This window comes from Mesorhizobium sp. M1088, assembly GCF_040318575.1.
Lineage (GTDB): Bacteria > Pseudomonadota > Alphaproteobacteria > Rhizobiales > Rhizobiaceae > Mesorhizobium.
In genome coordinates, this window is the sequence record NZ_JAMYMO010000029.1 from 1 (window position 1) to 18,933 (window position 18,933).

Sequence of the window (18,933 nt, forward strand, 5' to 3'; positions counted from 1 at the left end):
CGCCACGCGCTGGTAGTCGAACATCAGCTTCGCCCGCTGTTTGGCTTTTACTCCGCCCTGACGGTGCCGAGCGCCGTCTATGGCAGTGACAGCGACTTTGCCGGCGGCAAGCTCGTAGATTCGCTGGTTCTGGTGCGGGCCGGGCAGGCCGTGGATCAATTCGTTGCCCTGCTTTCAGCGCGCCAGCCGAAGAGCCAACCGGTCCGGGCGGCTTCGGGCTGACGGATAAAGTGCCAAGGCAAGTGCCTGATAGGCGATATATAGCCAAGGCGCGGCCCTTAAGCACTCCGCGTTTTGCGCCTGAATAATCCCGCGGGCGACAGCGTGCCGTCTAAATCCGAATTCTTTTTTAAGCGCGAGCTGATTTTAAGAATTCCATTGCTATCTAAGTCTATAATATCAGTGGACTTTAATCCAACGCTCTTTGAATAGGGCGGGCAGTCGAGGGGTTTGCCCTCTGTTCAAAAGGATTAAGGCTCCATGCGAAAACTTATTTCCGCCGCCCTTGTCGGGCTTGCCATAGCGGCGACATCCGCTGCAGCGCATGCCGACGACAAGAAAGTCGTCATCGCCTACCAGACCGGTGCCAATCCCTACAATCTCGGTATTGCCAATGGCGATCTTGCCAAGAAAACCGGCTGGAACATCGAATACCGCCGCTTCAATTCCGGTGCTGACATCTTTGCTGCCATCGCATCCGGCGACGTCCAGATCGGCGATGTCGGATCAAGCCCGTTCGCCGCAGCCGTCAGCAGGGGCATCGACGTGAAGGCCTTCTACATCTCCTCGGTCTCCCGTGACGGAGAAGCCCTGGTGGTGCGGCCCGATATCAAGTCGCCGGCCGACCTGCGGGGCAAGAAGCTCGCGGCCGCGCCGGTATCGACGGATCATTACCAGCTTCTCGCCGTCCTCAAGCAGGAAGGCATTTCGGAGAAAGAAACCCAGGTCATCGCCATTCCGCAGCCCGAAATCGTCGCTGCCTGGAAGCGCGGCGACATTGACGGGGCCTTCGTCTGGGATCCGGCACTCTCTGAACTCAAAAAGGACGGCAAGGTTCTGCTCACAGCCGGCCAGGTCGCCGACCGTGGCGCGCCGACCTTCAGCGCGCTGGTCGTGACAGGCGATTTCGCCAAGGCCAATCCCGACTTCCTCGGCCAGTATGTCCGGCTGATCGACGGCTACAACACCGCCTACCTGAGTAACCCGGCCGCATGGGGACCGGACTCAGAGAGCGCCAAGCTGATCGCCGGCCTGCAGGGTGGCACGGCGGCCGAGAATTCGGAGCAGTTGAAGACAACAGTGGTTCCGCCGCTCGACGAGCAGGTGTCCGACAAATGGCTGGGCGGTGGCGACAAGAGCGCCGTTGCGAAAATCCTCAAGGACACCGCAGGCTTCCTGAAGGACCAGCACAAGATCACCGCCATCAAGGACAGCTACGCCGCGTTCGCCGATCCGGAATACGCAGACGCTGCCAAGGCCTCCAACTAGAAATCACCTGACGACATTCAGGTTCTGGCTGGCGGAATTCTCGCCAGCCAGACTGCTTGGAGGCCCACCATGCTTCGAATCCGCGATGCCAGCGTGACTTTTCCGGCCTCGGATGGCCAGGACGTACACGCGCTTGATCACGTCTCGCTCGATATCGCTCCAGATTCCATCGTTGTCGCGGTTGGTGCTTCCGGATGCGGCAAGTCGACATTGCTCAACGCGATCGCCGGCTTCCTGCCGCTCACCGAAGGCACGATCACACTGGACGGAAAAGAAATTGTCGCGCCCGGCGGCGATCGTGGCGTCGTCTTCCAGAAAGATACCTTGCTGCCCTGGGCCAATGTGCTGGACAATGTCGCTCTCGGCCTGAAATACCGGGGCGTGCGGCGCGGTGAACGCCATGAGCGATCGAGGCGTCTGCTGGAACTGGTCGGGCTCGCCGATTTCGCCGAAAAGCCGCCCTATGAACTGTCCGGCGGCATGCGCCAGCGAGTCGGCATCGCGCGGGCGCTGGCCACCGATCCGAAGATCCTGCTGATGGACGAGCCGTTCGGCGCCCTCGACAGCCTGACGCGCGAGACGATGCAGCAGCTTCTGGCCTCGGTCTGGGCCAAGACCGGCAAGCAGATCCTGTTCATTACCCATTCGATCGAGGAAGCCCTCACGCTCGGCACCACCATCGTTGTGATGTCGCCTCGACCAGGCCGCATCGTTGCCCGGTTCGACGCCGACTTCGTTCGCGACTTCGCTGAGAGCGGCGACATCGGGCCGATCCAGTCCCACCCGCGTTTCATCGAACTGCGGCAGGAAATCCGCTCGCTCATCCACCAGCCGGAAGGCGCCCGCACAGGAACCTTGCAATGACGCTCGCCGCCAATTCCGGAACCTCTTTTTCGTCTTCGATAGCTCAGCGCGCGCCGTCTCCCAAGACGCGCCGGTCCGCTTCGACAAGCACGCTCGGCATCAGCCTGGTCACCCTGGCGTCGCTCATCGCCTTGTGGTTTTTGGCCACGCGCTTCGGCTGGGCGTCGCCGCTGTTCCTGCCGTCGCCCGCCGAGGTACTGACCCAGTTCAGCGCCGTCTGGGCCGATGGCTATGCCAACGGTACGCTCCTCGAGCACACACTCGCCAGCCTCGGCCGCATCGCCGCGGCGCTCGGTGTCGGCATTTTCCTGGGCGTTCCGCTCGGCCTGCTGATGGGACTCAATCGCTGGGTCAAGGGCATCTTCAGCGTTCCGATCGATCTCTACTGGGGTCTGCCGCCTCTGGCCTACCTGCCGCTGCTGATCATCTGGCTGGGCATCGGCGAAACGTCCAAGATCGTGCTCCTGTCGCTGTCGACCTTCGCCCCGATCTGTTTTGCCGCACAGGCCGGCGTCCGGTCGGTGCCGGCCGAACGCATCAATGCCGCGCTGTCGCTCGGTGCGAGCCGGCTGCAACTTTTCACCAGCATCATCCTGCCGTCCGCGTTGCCGGAAATCATGACCGGCCTGAAGATTGCCATCGGCGCCGGATTGTCCACGCTGGTAGCGGCCGAGCTGATCGCGGCCCAGTCGGGCCTCGGCTACATGATCATGTCGGCGGCCAATTTCCTCGCCACCGACGTCGTCTTCGTCGGCCTCATCGTCATCGCCATCCTTGCCTTCGCCTTTACCAGCGGCATGCGCTGGCTGGAGCATCGCCTCATCCCCTGGAAGGGCAAGATCTGACGCTTGCCTAGACATTCCGCAATCGCTGAAGGAAACAATCCGATGTCCAGCAACACCCGTCCGCTCGACCTCTACTGGTATCTGCCGACCCATGGCGATGGACCGTATCTCGGCACGGACGAGCGGCACCGCCCGGCAACCTTCGGCTATCTCAAGGAGATCGCCCAGGCAGCGGACCGGCTTGGCTTCAAGGGTGTGCTCCTGCCGACAGGAACGCGTTGTGAGGACGCCTGGATCGTGGCGGCCGGGCTGATCCCGCTCACCGAACGGCTGAAGTTCCTCGTGGCACTTCGGCCGGGCAGCGGTACACCGGCGCTGTTTGCGCGTCATGCAGCCACTCTGGACCGCATTTCCGGCGGTCGTGTCCTGCTCAATGTCGTCACTGGAGCCGACCCGGCCGATCTCGCCGGCGACGGCAACAAGCTCAGTCATGACGAGCGCTATGCACAGACCGACGAGTTCCTGACCATCTGGCGGCGGATCCTTTCGGGTGAGCCGGCGGATTTCGACGGCAAATATCTTTCCGCCCACGGCACCGACATTTCCTTCCCGCCGGTTCAGCGGCCGCATCCGCCACTCTGGTTCGGAGGCTCTTCGGATGCCGGCATCGCGATCGCCGCCAAGCACGTGGATACCTATCTGAGCTGGGGTGAACCGGTGGACCAGCTTGCCGAAAAGATCGCCCGCGTCAGGGAAGCCGCAGCGGCGCAAGGCCGCATGATGCGCTTCGGGCTTCGCGTTCACCTGATCGTACGCGAAACGGAGGATGAGGCGTGGGCGGCGGCCGACCGGCTGATCAGCCACGTCACCGACGACCTGATCGCCGAAGCCCAGAAGGGATTTGTCCACATTTCGGAATCCGTCGGCCAAAAGCGCATGTCGGCGCTCCATCAGGGCCGGCGCGACCGGCTGGTCGTCGGCCCGAACCTGTGGGCGGGACCGGGGCTGGTGCGCGGCGGTGCGGGGACGGCCCTGGTCGGCAATCCCGACAATGTTGCCGCGCGCATTCGCGAGTATCAGGAGATCGGCATCGAAACCATCATCGCGTCCGGCTATCCGCATCTGGAAGAGGCGTTCAACGTCGCCGAATTGCTTTTCCCCAAACTCGGCCTGAGTGGCGAAGCCGCACCCCAGGAGCGCAGCTGGGACGTCGAGTTCGGACGCCCCAAAGTCGCAGCGTCCGCTTCGTGACGTCCTGCCGACAGCGTCGGCCAGAGCGATGTCATGTCGCTTCGCGACGGCGATCGGAGCGAGGCTGCGGCTAGGTCCAATGACATGGCTTTCGGGAATCGACCGAGAGCAACGAGCGTCCTGGCTAACCGCCGGATAAAGTTAGGATAGGCCATATCCGGCCGCTCAAGCGAGCTCGGCTGGCGTTATCCCAGGAGCGTCCTCCTGGGATAACTGCTATTGAGGCCGCGGCCGGCCCCTCCGACGGCCTCAGGCGGTAACGAGGTCGCTCACATCGGCCCCGGCACCATCTTGGTCGGCTGCTCCGGCATCGGGAACGCATAGTTGTCGCATTTCACGTCCGGGTTCGTCGGGCTGAACATTCCGAGCGGGTTGTCCTTGAACAGCCAGGCGTGAAGGTCGTAGTGGTGGAACTCCTTCGGGATGAGCGGATAATGCCCCTCCATGGGCCCCATGAATGTCTGGCCGAAAAGCTTCGGCGGCTCCTTGGTGTCCGGCGTCAAGGGCACGAGCCATTCCACGCCGACCAGGCGCAATTCGCCGCCGACCGGCTCATAGATCAGCACATTGGGGCGCGTCGGATCCGCGGTCGGGCCGACAGTCGTGACGTTGACGAAATGGATGCCCATCGCGCCCTTCGGGTAGTCCATCGCTCCCTCTACCTTTTCGCCGCTGTAGAAGACGCATCCAACCGTCGATAGATAAAGCTCGCGAATGGCAACCTTGTAGTCTTCATACCTGGACAGCGATTTACGCAGGGCATCGATCTCGGCTTTGTCGGGTTCGGCCGCCCGAGGAGTGGCGGCGTTCAGACACGCACCAACGAGACCTGCCAATGTGAGGATCCCTAGACGCCTGAGGTGAGTTGTTTTCGTCATGCATTCCTCCCAGATTTTTTTCTTCTGGCCGTGCAGGACCGAGGCGGCAGTGATGCTGGACGCGCGGCCGTAATTGATCGCCTCATCCCGGTTGGGACTGCGTCGATGCTAATCCTTTCCGCTGATCGGGAGAATTAACCCTGACGACCTAGGCCCGAGAGAGCCGACGGTGCGGAGACGGACGGCCGGGCCGGGTCCCACTTTGGACCCCATGCACTAGCGCCGGCGCAACAGGCTCCTCATCCGGTTGCGCAGCAGGCGCGCCATGTTGCGGGTCTCGCGATAGAGGTGAAGCTGCGATGCCGCCTGGCGGGCGGGGCGGTCGGCATCCGGCGTCAGCCCGATCACCAACGTGCCCATCGGCTTGCGTTCGCTCCACAGCCGGCTCATCACCGGATGGTCGGGCACGGCGCAGGAATCGGTCATCATGATGTTGGGGTCATCGAGATGCTGTCTGGTCACCTCGATCATCAGCAGCGTGCCCGGCGAATAGGCAGCGAGCGTCTCGTCATAGGCGGTCTTCCAGGTGTAGGCGACGCCGGCCTCGACGAAGACGACCAGGCAGGCGATGGTGCGGCCGTCGAGCGTCAGCGAATGGATGCGGCAGAGATCCTGCTCGGCCAGCCGGTGCACCGCCTCGCGGGCGAAGGCGGCGCGGTAGCGGTCGATGGCCATGGCGGTGCGCTCGCGGCCTTTCCAGCCGGCAGCCTCCAGCGTCAGGAAATTTTCGATGGCGTGGCGGATCTCGTCAGGCCCGCGCGCCACGACATGCTCCAGCCGGCCGAGGTCGGCGAGGCGGCGCTTCAGGCGGCGGAACTCGCGATAATGGTGCGCGCGCAGCGAAGCTTTCAGATATTCCTCGCCGTCGAGCGCGCTTTCGAGCACCGGGCGCTCGGCCTTGCCGGTGATGACCAGCGTCAGGCCGCGCGTCTCGGCGACGCTGGCGAGCAGGCTGGCCACCGGGCCGTCCAGCCTTATGTCGGGCAGCACGAAGACTTTCGGCAGCTTGAGATGCGGCCTCGACAGCATCGCGAAGAAATCCTCGATGACGCCGATCGGATCGTCGCGGTCGACCAGCGGCGTGCCGATCGGGCCGAACGGGCTCGACCAGGTGCGCATGACGGGAACCCCGAGCGGCACCATCGGCCGCTCGACCGAGAACGGCACCAGCAGGCGCAGCCGGTTGCGATACTGGTCGCCGTCGCGGATGACGGCCAGCCGCACCTCGCGGTCCTCCAGCCTGGGCATGGCCGGCGCCAGGAAGCGCGGATTGAAGAAGACGTTGGGCTCGATCGTGCGGGTACAGAGATAGTCGAGCTCCTCGACCAGGTCGAAGCCGGCGGAGGCCGGATAGATGGCAAGCTTGCGCTCGGGCCGGTTGTTGGCGAGGATCTCGACATGGGCGGGATCGGCTTCGCGGGCAAGCCCGGCAAGGCCGGACACCATGGCGCCGGCCGGGCCGCCGCTGGTTTCCTCGAGCAAGGGGACGGCAGCCATCAGGCGGCTCCTTTGGCGGGCACGAAAATGACCATGGCGATGCCGAGCTTGCGCCAGACCGTAAAGGACAGCGCGCCGGCCTCGAAGATCATGGCGAAGACGGTGGCCATCGCCGCGCCCCACAGGCCGAAGAGCGGGATCAGCACGACGCTAAGCGCGATGTTGAAGGCCAGCGTCATGGCATAGACGGCGGCACAGATATTCTGGTTGCCGCTCATGGTGAGCAGGCTTTCGCAAGGGCCGACGGCGGCCCGCGCGACGACGCCGAACACCAGCAGGAACAGCAGCGGATAGCCGGCGGAAAATTCCGGGCCGAACAGGGTCAGCATCGGCTCGCCCAGGGCCAGCACCAGCAGCGCCATCGCCAGCGACGGCCAGAAGGTCCACGACACGGTTTCGCGGGCGAAGGCGGCGAGCTTGTGCGGCTCGCCATGGGTGAACTGCGCATAGCGCTGGGCGACCCCGGCCTTGACCGCGAAATAGACGAAATGCACCAGCGCCAGCGTCTTGACGGTGGCGAAATAGACGGCGACGTCGTTGGGATCGAGATAGGCGCCGACCATCAGCACGTCGGCATTGGTGAGCAGGAAGAAGAAGCTCTCGACCAGGAAGATCGGCAGCGAGACGATGAACCATTGGCCGAAATGCAGCTTCATCGGCCCGGCCGGGATCCTTTTGTCGATGCGCGAGGTGACGCCGACGAGCTGACCGAGCGTGGTGGCGTAGGTGGCGGCGATGGCGGCGAAGATCGCCGTTCTGGCGTCGGGCGCATAGCCCGCCAGCAGCATCAGCGCCATGAACGCCAGGATCAGCAGCGGCCGCACCAGAAAGGTCGGCGACAGCGCAAACAGCGCCCAGGAATTGGCCCGCGCCAGCCCTTGCAGAAGGTCGGACATGGCGATCATCGGCAGGCAGATGATGCCGAGGATGAACGGCACGACATAGTAGTTTTCGATATAGGCCGACAGCAGCCAGACGCCGAGCGCGCCGAGGCCGGCGATCAGCGTCGAGGCAACCAGCACGAACAGCCGGCTGGCCCGCACGATGCCGCGCAGTTCGGCCATCATGCCGCGCTCGCGATATTCGGGAATGAAGCGGATGATCGAGGTGTGGAAGCCGAGGCAGGCGAGATTGCCGACGATGACCATCGTCACCCACACGAGCACGAAAATGCCGTATTCGAACGACCCCATCCAGCGCGCCATCAAAACCTGGCTGACGAAGGCGATGACGGCGCTGACGATGCGGACCGAAAAGGCGATCAGCGACATGCGGCCGGCCTCGCCCCGCGCGCCGGCGCTGAACAGCACGGCATCGATCAGGCCAAGCAGCGGCCTGATGCGCAGCGCAAGGCGCTGCGGCAGGAACCGCCCGGCTGTCGTCGCCGCGGAAAAGCGCACCCCGATCACACTCCGTTTTCCGCCAATTTACAGGGTGTTGGTGTAGCGGAGACACATTAAGAAACGGTTGGGTGGGGAGAGGGTACGGTCGTTGGCAATGCAGGTGGCATGACGAAATCGGAACCGAGCCTGAGGAAGATCACCGCAGCGCTTCCGATGCCCTCCGGACCGCGATACAGGGATGCGAGGAAGATACAAAGCGGGTGGACAAAAATTTGTTTGCGTGACGTAAGTCGCTGAATCAGCTTAAGTCTGCCCATGCCTGTCCAGACTCCGGGCAAGTTTGAACCCGCTTCCGAAAATGGTCCATAGCTATGTTCGATGACAGCCGCAGCTTCGTAACGCGGGCGTTCCTTCGTGCCGAATTGGAACTTGAATTCCGTGCCTATGTCGGCGAGGGGTCGGATGCGATCTTGATACAGCGGTTGCGCGAGTGGGATAATCGTCGCCAGCTAAGCGAAGTACAAGCGGAAGGTGCGTTCACCCAAACCTTCTTCGTCGATACCTGGGGGTATGGCGAAGCGGGCCGAGTAGCGCCCGAATTGCAGACCATAATTCCCAAACTTCGGATTGCCGGTGACGGCGCAGGCGGTGGTCCTGGTGAGGCTGACCTGGCTCTCGGCTGGTTTGGTGGTGACTTACACGCGACGCCGCAGGTGCTTTGCGAGTTCAAGGACATTCGCTCAAAGCTCGACGCGAAGCAAAATCGCAAGGGCAGCAACCGTTCGCCGGTCGAGCAATGCCTGAACTACATTCGTGGCGCGCGACGCGGCCTATTCGGCAATGAGCCGGTGCAGCCGTGGTGGGGAATTGCCACCGACATGAACGAGTTTCGCCTCTACTGGTGGGACCGTGCTCCATCGGAATATCTCCGCTTCGTCATCCGCCGCACCGATCTCTTCGCGGAGAACTATGACCTGCTGACCAATTCGGAGGATGCGCAGTTCGACCGCTTCTTGTTTTGGAAACTGTTCCAGCGGGATTATCTACTTTCCCAAGCGGGCCGCCCTCCGCTCCTGCGACTCATCGAGCGACAATGGGTGCGGGAACGTGCGCTCGAAGGTGAGTTCTACGACCGTTACAAAGCGGTTCGCGAGCGGCTTTTCGAGGTCATGCGGCTGAACAACGCCACATTCGACGGCACACCGACGGAACTCCTTCGGCTCTCGCAGGCGTTGCTCGACCGATTCATTTTCGCCTTCTACTGTGAGGACATGGGCGCGCGGATGCTGTTTCCGCCGCAAATGATCCGTGATCATCTAAAGAGCCGGAGCGTCGAACCCTATTATGACCCCAACGGGTCGGAGTTTTGGGAATTCTTCAAGCGTCTGTTCGCTTTCATGAATGAGGGCGGTATGTTTGGCGGTCTAAGAGTGCCGCATATTAATGGCGGCCTGTTCGCCGCCAATCCAGCAATGAACGCGCTGGTCATCCCAAATCATGTGTTCGCGGCAGCGAAGCAGGGTGCAGGCGAAGCTGCGCTTGAAAGCGATAGAGACACGCTGCTCTATCTCTGCGCGCGGTACAACTACGCCTCGCGCGGTAATGTGAAGGAAAGCCTGAGCCTTTACACTCTCGGCCGTATTTTCGAGCAGTCGATAACCGAACTCGAATACCGCGCTGGCGAACTGGAAGGCCGTGACAGCGTTGCCAAGCTTTCAAAGCGAAAGCGCGACGGTGTCTACTATACGCCTGAATGGGTGGTGAACCTGATGGTCGAGCAGACGCTTGGCCCATGGTTCGCGGAGGCTAGGGCGGCAAGCGGCTATCCTGCTGCAGAAGATGGTGCGCCTGACCTTTCCGCCGGGGAGGCTTATCTTGCGCGACTACGCGGGATACGCATCGTCGATCCGGCCTGCGGCTCCGGCGCATTCCTGATTTCTGCCTTCCGGCGCCTGCTGCAGGAAAGGATGGCGGTGGATCGCGACATCGAGCGCGCCAAGGGCGGAGGGGTAGCGGCGGCTGTCAGCGAGGCACCCATGATCGCCGACATCCTCGCCAACAATATCTATGGTGTCGACATCAATCCGGCTTCGGTGGAAATTGCCAAGCTGGCGCTGTGGCTGCATTCGGCTCGCGCCGATGGACCGCTCTCTTCGCTCGATCACACGATCCGGTGCGGCAACAGTCTTGTCGACCATGACTTCTGGGCGGGGCGAGAGAGGATGCAGGATCACATCGAGCGCATCAACAGCTTCGACTGGGAGGACGCTTTCCCCGAAGTCTGGCCGGACGACGACGCGGAAGGCGGCTTTGATATCGTCCTCGGCAATCCGCCCTATGTGAAGTTGCAGAACCTTATGAAGGTCGACCCTGACGTGGTTGCCTATCTGCAAGGAAACCGGGGGGACGATACCTATGTCAGTGCACAGACCGGCAACACTGACCTCTACCTGCCGTTTATCGAGAAAGGGCTCCGGCTGCTCGCGCCGGGCGGTCGCATGGCCTACATTGCGCCGAGCCTGTGGGCGGTAAATCAGTATGGCGAAGGCTTGCGCAGGTTGGTCCGCAGAACGCGGCAGCTTGATCGCTGGATCGACTTCAGGGCGCACCAGATATTCGACGAGGCCATAACATATACAGCACTACAGTTCTTTACCAAGGAACCGCGGGAATGTGTGCGAATCGCCGTCGCGCCCGGGGGAAGCGCTGAGGCACATGATGTCGACTGGTCGGACGAGGATCTGGCGGTCGCCTACAACGCCTTTCCTGAGGACGGCGAGTGGCTAATGGCGACCGGCGTGGAACGGGCACTGATTGACCGACTGGCGCAGGACTGTCTACGACTCAGCGATCCGTCCCTGACCAGTGCGATATTTCAAGGACTAATCACGAGCGCTGATTCCCTCTATCATCTCGACCGCACAGGAACCAATCGCTACCGCTGTGCACGAAAGGGGGTGCCTGCCTGTGAGGTCGAGATCGAGGATGCGATCATGAAGCCGCTAATTTCTGGCGGCGAGGCAAAACGCTACGAAGAGCCTGCGACTGATACTTATCTGCTGTTTCCCTACGCACGCGACCCGCGCGGCAACATGCGTCTTATCTCAGCCGGCGAGATGGAACAGCGATTTCCTCGAGCATGGCAATATTTGCTTTCTTGGGAAATAGAACTTCGCGCGCGAGAAGGAAACAAATTCGACGATGAAAACTGGTACCGATTTGGGCGCTATCAGAATGTCGACAAACAGGACATCCCAAAACTGATAGTGGCTTAAACTGTTCCTGAAATGAGAGTTTGCGCTGACACTAGCGCGGACAAGTACCTTAACAATGTCCGAGTTAATGGCATCATAGCAACTGCTGGTACAGATCAGTTTTATCTGCTCGGTGTATTGAACGGGTCGATTGTGGATTTTGTCTTCCGCCGGATCGGAAAACCCAAGCAGGGCGGTTGGTTCGAAGCCAACAAGCAGTTCATCGCACCGCTACCTGTGCCGAATGTCCCGCCGGAAGACCGCGCAGACGTTGCGGCCGGAGCGCGCGAACTGCAGCGGAACTGGACGCGCCGCCGCGAATTGCTGCAGTCGGTCGAGGAGCGGCTTTCGGTACTTGCGCGGGCGCGGCATCCGGCGCGTTGGCTGTGGCCTGATATGCAGGAACTGCCGGAAATGATAGCGCAAGCTCCGGCCGCGCTAAGATTGCAAGGCGAGCGCCGCGCTTGGGCGGAAGCGCGGCTAAATGAGTTCGAGGCCAGCCGTCTCGAAGCGTTGCAGGCAACGCTTGATGGCGGTGGGCGTCTCGAAGCAGCGTTCCGCGATGGTGAGCTCCGGCTCTATGCCGGCGGCGCGATCATTCTTGACCGCATCTACCTCAACGATGGCGCCGGGCGACTGACAGAGGCCTATTGGCGCTGGCTATTCCTCAGTCGCAAGTGGCGCGAGGCTGACCGCTTCGCTGCCGAACTGCGGCGACCGCCGGTCGAATCCGATTCGCCGGCCACCCATCAGTTTGTCGAACGCATCGGCGAGTTAGCTGATGACGTGAATGCGATTGAAGCCGGCGAACGGGAAATGAACGAGCGCCTGTTCCAGCTCTATGCGTTAACGGCGGACGAACGGCTTCTTGTTGAAAACGACCATATGCGCCGCCGCGATGCCTAAAACCGCTCGTCAAATGACCTATCGAACGCCTAGATAGTCGGCATGGATCAGCTTTCGCTTTTCGAGACCGAACACGCCGTCACCGAGCCTCGTGCCCCTAACGCCGCCTATATCCGCAAGCACCTCAACCGCCTGCTTCGGCTTGCTCGGCAAGCTGAGCGGTTGCCATGGAGTCAAGCGGAAACGGCTAGCTGGGAAAAGCTATTTCCGGAACTGACGCTACTGCTTCCGCCGGAAGAGGGTGAGGCCTTACGAGCTGCTTTTGTGTTGGAGTTGGAACGGCTTAAGGCGGCGTAAGGGCAGAGCCGAATGAAAGTGCTCGTTCCACCTTTCGCAGAGTTCTTCGTGCCGGTTCTCAGGGCGCTGGACGCCCTCGGCGGGTCGGCTTCGATCGAAGAAATTGATGACAAGACGGCTGTGTTGATGAATGTTTCCGACGCGGCGCGGGCGGTGCTGGTTGGCGATGGGCCAAGGTCGAAATTCGACTATCGCTGCGCCTGGGCGCGGAGTTGGCTGAAGAATGCGGGCTTTACGAATAACAGTGAGCGCGGCGTTTGGGCTTTGACGGCCGAGGGCCGTGCTGCGCTGTCACTTGATCCGCAAGAGATCGTCCGGCGTGTGAGGCGAGCAGATGCCGCGTTGCGCAAGGCGAAGGTTGTCGCCAGCCCTGAGCGGGTAGAGGTTGAGGCGGAAGCAGTGGAAATCTCCTTGAAGGATTGGCGCGAGCAATTGCTCGACATCCTCTTGGCGCTGGATCCAGGAGCGTTCGAGCGACTTTGCCAACGGCTTCTCCGAGAGGCGGGTTTCATCAAGGTCGAAGTGACCGGGAGGAGCGGCGACGGCGGCATCGACGGTACCGGCGTGTTGCGGGTCAACCTGCTTTCATTCCACGTGCTGTTCCAGTCCAAGCGTTGGAAGGGGTCAGTCGGGGCAGGCGTTGTGCGGGACTTTCACGGCGCCATGGTAGGGCGGGCGGACAAGGGCCTGATTATCACCACCGGTACTTTTACGGCGGATGCTCGGCGCGAAGCCGTGCGCGACGGCGCACCGGCCATCGACCTGATCGATGGCGATGGGTTATGCGACCTGCTGAAGGAGCAGAAGATCGGCGTCAGGGTGAAGATGGTCGAGGAAGTTACTGTGGACGAAGCCGCCTTCGCGGGATTTTAGCTGGTCACGCCAGCGGGACAGCGCCCCCCTCGGGTGGGGAGATTGGCTAATCGCGAAGGCCGGTGCTGCCCGTCATCCGCCCGTCGGGCACCTTCTCCCCGTATGACGGGGAGAAGGAAAGGGCGCCTCTACATCCCCTTCATCGCATCACATGAAACATTCGGGTTCATATCGGCGAACGCGCCGGTCGGGTTGCCCTTCCAGGCCCAGACATGCAGCTCATAGAACGGGCCGAGGCCGTAGCGGTTGGGCGCGCTGTTGAAGTTGAACAGATGTCCATCGAGCGAGGCCGGGCCTTTCGAGGTGATGTATTCGACGGCGATCAGTTTTAGCGTGCCGTCGGCCATCGGCTCGTACATCACCGCTTCCGGCTTGGCGACATCGACCGCGTCATCCTTGAGGTAGCCGGGATTGACATAGTGGATGCCCATGGCGCCGCCGGTGATGCCGCTGGCGCAGGGAATGGGCGCGTAGCCTTCTGCGGTCGCCGCCGCCACATTCTCGAAGCGGCTGTTGGCCGCGCGTACCTTGTCGGCCAGCGGATTGCCGTCCTTTGCCTGGGCCGCGGTGGCGGCGATCGACAGGATGGCCAGGGCGGCAAGACGCCCGGTGCAAAGATTGATGTTCATGTTCTCTCCGGTTGTTTGAGGACGCGCACCGATCGGGTCTGCTCAACGCTGCGGCGTCCGTTGGAATTTTGCGAAACAGGTCGCTCGTCCTGTTTTCATGTCGGCCGCAATGATGCGGCCGGTTGCGCAGCTTGTTTCAGCCCGTCCAAACGGCGCGGCGTCCTAATGGTCCCACCAATAATATTCCCAGTATTCGCGCCGCTGCTCACGGTCGGGCAGTCCCATGTCCTGCCTCAGATAATCGTCTTGCGGGGGCAGCCGGCGCCGCCTGCCCAGCAGACGCGAAGGCAGCGCCGCCGCGATCCGCCATAGACGGCCAAGCAGGGAACCGCCGGGGTTTCCCACGACAGGCGCCGGTTCGCCGACCGGCATGCCATCAGGCATGTCGCAATTGCCGCGAATGGCAGTTTGATACTCATCCTTTTGTCCGCCACTTGGGGTTTGCCTGCCATCAACGGTAAAAGTAGGGGTCAAGAACCCGCACCTCCGTGATCTTGTCGACAGGCAGCGAATTCTTCTGGGCGGTGCTGCGGATCGCCTCGGGCGAGGGCGCGTCGTAGATGCAGAAGCTGCGCTTCTTGTCCGGCGACACGTAGGACTGCAGCCAGGTAACGCCCTTTTCGGCATTGCGCATGACGACACCGCCCAGCGCGTCGGCGCCGGCTTCGTTCATCGGCACGTTGAGGCCGTCCGGGAATGTGCGTTCGATCAGATAGCGAGGCATGGAAGCCTTCCTTTCTCCTGTGGGTCACGCCCGGTTTGAGCGCGGCTCGACATTGATCACGCCCGGCAAGAGCGCACATCGGAGCCTTTCCCCATTTTTGGCGGGACGATTCCCTATGTTGGCAGCGTTATGAGCGGGGGATATGTTGGCGGGTCCATCGCGGGTCCGCCTTTTCGGCGAACTCGATCTGCGTGAGCGAATGATGCTTCTGGAACGGCAGAAACAGCTGGAGCGACTCGACGGGCTGCTGGCCGATGCCGGGCGCGGCCGTGGCTGCGTCGCGGTGCTTGCTGGCGAGGCCGGGGCCGGCAAGACCGCGCTTGTCGAGGCCTTCATCGACCGGACTGCGCAAGCCACGCGCATATTCCGCAGCGCCTGCGAGGATCTGTCGATACCCGATCCGCTCGGGCCGCTTTACGATCTGGCGCGGGACGCGCAATGGGCGCTGCCGCAGGCGATCGATCATCGGCAGGGACAGAGGCTGCCGCTGTTTTCGGATGCGCTCGACATCTTCGAGACAAAGGCGCAGCCGACCCTGCTGGTGATCGAGGACTTGCACTGGGCCGATGATGCGACGCTCGATTTCGTCCGCTTTCTCGGTCGGCGCATCGCCAACAGGCATCTCTTGCTGCTGCTAACGGCGCGCACCGATCGCAGCGAGGGACAGATGCGGGTGCGCCGCGCGCTCGGCGAGATACCGGCAGGCAGCGTCGCGCGCATCGACGTGCCGCTGCTCAGCGAGTCGGCGGTGCTGTCGCTGGCCGAGGCGGCGGGGCGCGATGGCGAGGCTATCTACCGGGCGACGGCGGGCAACGCCTTTTTCGTCACCGAACTGTTGTGCAGCGGATGCGAGGAAAAAACGGCGCTGCCGGCAAGCGTGCGCGACGCGGTTCTGGCGCGCGCCGAGCGCCTGTCGGCCGGCGCCCGCGCGATGCTCGACGCGGTGTCGGTGTTTCCACGGCGGGCCGATGCCTGGGCGTTGCAGGGCCTGTGCGGCGTCGCCAGCGCCGGCCAGCTTGCCGAATGCGTCGCCAACGGCTTGCTGGAGGATCTGGGCGATGGCTATGCGTTCCGGCACGAGATCGCCCGCCGCGCCATCGAAGCGATGCTGACGACGAGCCACCGGCGGCAGTTCAACCAGCGCGCGCTGGCCGCCCTGCTCGAAAACAGTGAGGTCTCCACCGGCCGCCTGGTGCATCACGCGGTGGAGGCGCACAATCTGCAGGCAGTGCGCGAACTGGCCCCGGTTGCGGCGCGCGAGGCCTCCCGCGTCGGCGCCCATCGCGATGCGGCCGGCTTCTATGAAGCCGTGTTGCGGCAGGCCGACAGCCTGCCGGTGGAGGAGCGCACGACGCTCCATGAGAAATATGCCTTCGAGTGCCACCTCATCGGCAAGATCGACGAGGCCATCGCCGCGCAGGACCAGGCGCGCCGGCTGCATCAGGCCCAGGGGAACACGGCGAAGGAAGGGGATTGCCTCAGGTGGCTGTCGCGCTTTGCCTACCTGCTTGGCGACCGCATGGCTGCCGATGCCCTTGGCGAGCAGGCGGTTCAGCTGCTGGAGACCGCGCCGGCCGGGCCGGAACTCGCCATGGCCTATTCCAACCTCTCGCAACTGGCGATGCTGGCCGAAAGGCTCGACGACACGCTGCGGCTCGGCAACAAGGCGATTGCGCTCGCCGAACAACTGAACCGGCTCGACATCGTCTGCCACGCGCTCAACAATGTCGGCAGCGCCGAGCAGTCGCTGGATCTGGCAAACGGACGGCTGCACCTTGCCCGCAGCCTGGAGATCGCGCTGGAGCAGAATTTTCAGGAACATGCGGCGCGCGCCTTCACCAACAGCGCCTGCAGCGAGATGAACCAGCTCGGCTTCGCTGAGGCGCGGTCGTTCCTCGATCGCGGCATCAACTATTGCGTCGAAAACGATCTCGTCACCTGGCGCGACTATATGCGCGGCGTGCTGGCCCAGTTGCTGCTGCGCCAGGGGCAATGGGAAGAGGCTGCCGGCGAGGCACTCGAGGTGATCGCCAACGACCAGGCGACGATGCTGGTCCGCTATCCCGCCGTGGTCGCCCTGGCAAAGCTGCGGATACGGCGCGGCGACCCGTCCGCCGAGCCGCTTTTTGCCGAAATGACGCAGTTCCTGGACAAGGGATTGGAATTGCAGCGGCTGGCGCCCTATGCGGCGCTGATGGCCGAACGGGCGTGGCTCGGCCAGGCTGACAAGGATGAGGCGCTCGGCCTGATCGCACTGGCTGAGAGCTTGTCGACGACGCGGGCGGGTTTCGGCGAGCTGGCGACGTGGCGGCAGAAGCTGGCGCCGGACATGGATCCAGGCGACACCATCGGCATGGCTGCGCCCTACCGGCTGCTGCTCGCCGGCGACTGGCGGGCGGCGGCAGAACTATGGGCCGAGATAAACGCGCCCTACGAACGCGGGCTTGCGCTGGCGCAGGGTAACGAGACCGCGCAGCGTCTGGCGCTGGAGATTTTCGAAAGCCTCGGCGCCCGGCCCGTCGCCCTTCACCTGCGCGATATCATGCGCCGCAACGGCGTCAACGGCATCGCAAGGGGGCCGCGCCGAACTACGCGCGCCAATCGCGCCGGCCTGACCCAGCGCCAGATGGAGGTGCTGCAACTGATCGAGCGCGGCTTCTCCAACAAGCGGATCGCCGAGCAGCTGACCATCTCGCCGAAGACGGTCGATCACCACGTCTCGGCGGTTCTGGGCAAGCTGGACGCGGTTTCGCGCGGCGAAGCCACCGCCGCGGCGCGCGATTCGGGGTTGATTTGAGAAGCGAATAAATCAAAGGCCGGCGGGACAGCGCCCCCCCTCTGGCCTGCCGGCCATCTCCCCCTCAGGTGGGTGTTTGGACCGGAGACATCGCGAACAGGTGTGCGAGGACATCGCGAACAGTTTGGCGCGCTTTGCGCCGGGAGGTTCGGGATGCCATTCGAGGACACGAGCGCGATGAAACAGAAGCTGGAATTTGTCAGGTTGGCGAGCGCGCCGGGAGCGAATGTGAGCGCGTTGTGCCGGCGCTTTGGGATCGGTCGGACCGTGGCTCACAAGTTGATCGCGCGCTATCGGACGGAGGGCGAGGCCGGGCTTTTGGAGCGTTCGCGCCAACCGCTCTCGAGTCCCAGGCGCAGCGCCTGGGAGGTCGAAGCAGCGGCGCTTTCGGTGCGGGCGGCACATCCGGCCTGGGGCGGGCGCAAGATCGCCCGGGTCCTGGCGCGCCAGGGGATTGGCTGTCCGTCGCCCTCGACGGTGACCGGCATCTTGCGTCGCAACGGCGTCGAGCTCGGGGCGCTGGGCGGCGGGGCAAAGCCCTTCATCCGCTTCGAGCACGAAGCGCCCAACGATCTGTGGCAGATGGACTTCAAGGGTCATGTGCCGTTGCGCGCCGGGCGCCTGCATCCGCTGACCGTGCTCGACGACCATTCGCGGTTCTCGATCATGCTGTCGGCCTGCTCCGACCAGACCACCGAAACCGTGAAAACGCGCCTGATCACGGCCTTCCGCCGCTATGGCCTGCCCTTTCGTATCGCCACCGACAACGGCCCGCCTTGGGGCGATGGCGGCCGCAACGACTTTACCCTGCTCGGCGTCTGGCTGATCGAAATCGGCATCGCCATCGGGCATTCCAGGCCGTATCATCCCCAGACGCTGGGCAAGGAGGAGCGCTTTCACCGCACGCTCAAGGCCGAGGCGCTGCAGGGACCGCCGTTCGAGAACCTGGCGGCGGCCCAGCGGGCCTTCGACCGCTGGCGCCACATCTACAATGCAGAGCGCCCGCACGAGGCGATCGACGGCGCCGTGCCGCTCGACCGCTACCGGTCTTCCCCGCGCGACTTCAGGGAGACCCAGCAGCCCTTCGACTATGCGCCCGGCGACCATATCCGCAAGATCCAGCAGAAGGGCGCGACCTCGCTGTTCGGCCGCCACTTCAAGATCTGCAATGCCTTCGCCGGGCGCGCCGTCGCCTTCCGTGCGACCGACAAGGACGGCGTCTTCAACGTCTTCTTCCGCCATCAGAAAATCCAAACCATCGACCTCAACCTCGTCGAGAGATAGCATGGAGCACTGTTCGCGATGTCCTCGCACACCTGTTCGCGATGTCTCCGGTCCAAACAGTGG

Annotated in this window: 17 protein-coding genes; 11 read left to right on the plus strand and 6 right to left on the minus strand. The window is 63.1% G+C overall.

Translation table 11 applies throughout. The features are described 5' to 3' along the window. The 5 genes from NKH49_RS25040 to ssuD all read left to right on the plus strand — a co-directional run. On the plus strand, positions 1-222 hold a 222-nt coding region (locus NKH49_RS25040), incomplete at its 5' end, for an NADPH-dependent FMN reductase family protein (protein WP_502907934.1). 258 nt (positions 223-480) lie between these two features. Next, positions 481-1,488 carry a taurine ABC transporter substrate-binding protein gene (gene tauA, locus NKH49_RS25045; RefSeq protein ID WP_352616935.1) on the plus strand — a complete coding sequence of 336 codons (1,008 nt, stop codon included), beginning with the start codon at positions 481-483 and terminating at the stop codon, positions 1,486-1,488. Between the two features lie 69 nt (positions 1,489-1,557). Then, complete coding sequence (locus tag NKH49_RS25050; protein ID WP_352471351.1) at positions 1,558-2,352, plus strand: taurine ABC transporter ATP-binding protein; 795 nt, start codon at positions 1,558-1,560, stop codon at positions 2,350-2,352. Further along, positions 2,349-3,197 (plus strand): ABC transporter permease subunit, encoded by an 849-nt coding sequence (locus tag NKH49_RS25055; RefSeq protein ID WP_352616933.1) that lies wholly within the window; start codon positions 2,349-2,351, stop codon positions 3,195-3,197. Before NKH49_RS25050 ends, NKH49_RS25055 begins: the two co-directional genes overlap by 4 nt. A gap of 42 nt (positions 3,198-3,239) precedes the next feature. Then, on the plus strand, positions 3,240-4,388 hold the full coding sequence (gene ssuD / locus NKH49_RS25060; RefSeq protein ID WP_352616931.1) for an FMNH2-dependent alkanesulfonate monooxygenase: 1,149 nt from the start codon (positions 3,240-3,242) through the stop codon (positions 4,386-4,388). A 269-nt stretch (positions 4,389-4,657) separates the two neighbouring features. On the opposite strand, the gene NKH49_RS25065 is transcribed toward ssuD, so the two are convergent. From NKH49_RS25065 to NKH49_RS25075, 3 genes are all read right to left on the minus strand, one after another. Then, a complete protein-coding gene (locus NKH49_RS25065; RefSeq protein ID WP_352616929.1) occupies positions 4,658-5,266 on the minus strand; it encodes a hypothetical protein in 609 nt (202 codons plus the stop codon). 216 nt (positions 5,267-5,482) lie between these two features. Continuing rightward, on the minus strand, positions 5,483-6,763 hold the full coding sequence (locus NKH49_RS25070) for a GNAT family N-acetyltransferase (protein ID WP_352616926.1): 1,281 nt from the start codon (positions 6,761-6,763) through the stop codon (positions 5,483-5,485). Continuing rightward, positions 6,763-8,163 carry a lipopolysaccharide biosynthesis protein gene (locus NKH49_RS25075; RefSeq protein WP_352616990.1) on the minus strand — a complete coding sequence of 467 codons (1,401 nt, stop codon included), beginning with the start codon at positions 8,161-8,163 and terminating at the stop codon, positions 6,763-6,765. The genes NKH49_RS25070 and NKH49_RS25075 overlap by 1 nt, the downstream gene beginning before the upstream one ends. 314 nt (positions 8,164-8,477) lie before the next feature. On the opposite strand from NKH49_RS25075, the gene NKH49_RS25080 reads away from it, so the two are divergent. Genes NKH49_RS25080 through NKH49_RS25095 form a run of 4 tightly spaced genes read left to right on the plus strand, consistent with a single transcriptional unit; the run spans position 8,478 to position 13,436 of the window. Then, the gene (locus tag NKH49_RS25080; protein WP_352616923.1) at positions 8,478-11,381 is read left to right on the plus strand and encodes an Eco57I restriction-modification methylase domain-containing protein; all 2,904 of its coding nucleotides are present in this window, start codon (positions 8,478-8,480) and stop codon (positions 11,379-11,381) included. A 12-nt stretch (positions 11,382-11,393) separates the two neighbouring features. Continuing rightward, positions 11,394-12,266: a hypothetical protein gene (locus NKH49_RS25085; protein ID WP_352616920.1), complete on the plus strand. Its 873-nt coding sequence runs from the start codon at positions 11,394-11,396 to the stop codon at positions 12,264-12,266. A gap of 42 nt (positions 12,267-12,308) precedes the next feature. Further along, the gene (locus NKH49_RS25090) at positions 12,309-12,563 is read left to right on the plus strand and encodes a hypothetical protein (protein ID WP_352616917.1); all 255 of its coding nucleotides are present in this window, start codon (positions 12,309-12,311) and stop codon (positions 12,561-12,563) included. Positions 12,564-12,575: 12 nt separating this feature from the next. Continuing rightward, positions 12,576-13,436, plus strand: coding sequence for a restriction endonuclease (locus tag NKH49_RS25095; RefSeq protein ID WP_352616915.1), 861 nt, complete (start codon positions 12,576-12,578; stop codon positions 13,434-13,436). 128 nt (positions 13,437-13,564) lie between these two features. Here NKH49_RS25095 and NKH49_RS25100 read toward each other — a convergent pair whose 3' ends face one another. The 3 genes from NKH49_RS25100 to NKH49_RS25110 all read right to left on the minus strand — a co-directional run bounded on the left by NKH49_RS25100 (position 13,565) and on the right by NKH49_RS25110 (position 14,789). Beyond that, positions 13,565-14,065 carry a hypothetical protein gene (locus tag NKH49_RS25100; protein WP_352453059.1) on the minus strand — a complete coding sequence of 167 codons (501 nt, stop codon included), beginning with the start codon at positions 14,063-14,065 and terminating at the stop codon, positions 13,565-13,567. Between the two features lie 162 nt (positions 14,066-14,227). Continuing rightward, on the minus strand, positions 14,228-14,449 hold the full coding sequence (locus tag NKH49_RS25105; RefSeq protein WP_051406161.1) for a hypothetical protein: 222 nt from the start codon (positions 14,447-14,449) through the stop codon (positions 14,228-14,230). Positions 14,450-14,516: 67 nt separating this feature from the next. Continuing rightward, positions 14,517-14,789 (minus strand): DUF4242 domain-containing protein, encoded by a 273-nt coding sequence (locus NKH49_RS25110; RefSeq protein WP_023677971.1) that lies wholly within the window; start codon positions 14,787-14,789, stop codon positions 14,517-14,519. 142 nt (positions 14,790-14,931) lie between these two features. Between NKH49_RS25110 and NKH49_RS25115 the strand changes: the two genes are divergently transcribed. Next, the gene (locus NKH49_RS25115; RefSeq protein WP_352616911.1) at positions 14,932-17,586 is read left to right on the plus strand and encodes a helix-turn-helix transcriptional regulator; all 2,655 of its coding nucleotides are present in this window, start codon (positions 14,932-14,934) and stop codon (positions 17,584-17,586) included. A gap of 153 nt (positions 17,587-17,739) precedes the next feature. Further along, entirely contained in the window at positions 17,740-18,870 is a 1,131-nt protein-coding gene (locus NKH49_RS25120; protein ID WP_352928382.1) for an IS481 family transposase, read from the plus strand. The last annotated feature ends 63 nt before the right edge of the window (positions 18,871-18,933 follow it).